The 695-nt window shown below is 32.1% G+C and carries 1 protein-coding gene; it reads right to left on the reverse strand.

The annotated features are described in order from the left end of the window. The coding region (locus ABDH49_09260) for an SNF2-related protein (GenBank protein MEN3047125.1) at positions 1-551 on the reverse strand (551 nt) is incomplete at its 3' end. Positions 552-695: the final 144 nt, after the last annotated feature.

The following is a 695-nucleotide window of genomic DNA, read 5'->3' on the forward strand; positions in this document are numbered from 1 at the left end:
AAGTATTGATTAAAAAATGTTAAAAGTTCATCTTGCCATTGAATTTTCAAGTTTGCGGGAACAATGATTAAAATCTTCTCAATCCCTAACCGCATCTTAAGTTCCTTAATTAATAAACCTGCCATTATAGTTTTGCCCGCTCCTGGATCATCTGCAAGAAGAAAGCGCAAACGTGGTTGAGGCAACATTTTTCCGTAAACTGCTTCTATTTGGTGTGGTAGGGTTTGAATTCCCGAAAGACTGACGGCAAAGTATGGATCATAGGAATAGGCATTACGAATACGATATGATTCAACCAAAAGAACCAAACGCTCTGAATTTACAAATTTTACATACTCGGAAATTATTTCAATTTTATTTATCTCCTCAGCAGTTAAAACAACTTCTTCAAGATATCCATCGACCTTTCTCACTAATAATTTGTAATTAGAGCCTATAGTTGTTATGTTTTCTACTTCTACAGGATCCGGAAAATGCGTTGGTAATTTGATTTTTTTCTTCTTAATATCTTCAAACTTTATAGTATTTGCAACAGCGTTCACAATGTTCACAACACCTTTTTAATAAAGTTTAGTAAAATGTTAGTTAATTGTCAAGGATTTTTTGGTGAGAAAAAATTTAAAAAAACAGAATAATCAAAACGAACAAATATCAGGTTCACAAGAGGAAATAAATTATTAGGAAGGATTAAAAAG

This window comes from Candidatus Hydrothermales bacterium (assembly GCA_039630235.1).
GTDB lineage: Bacteria > Hydrothermota > Hydrothermia > Hydrothermales > JAJRUZ01 > JBCNVI01.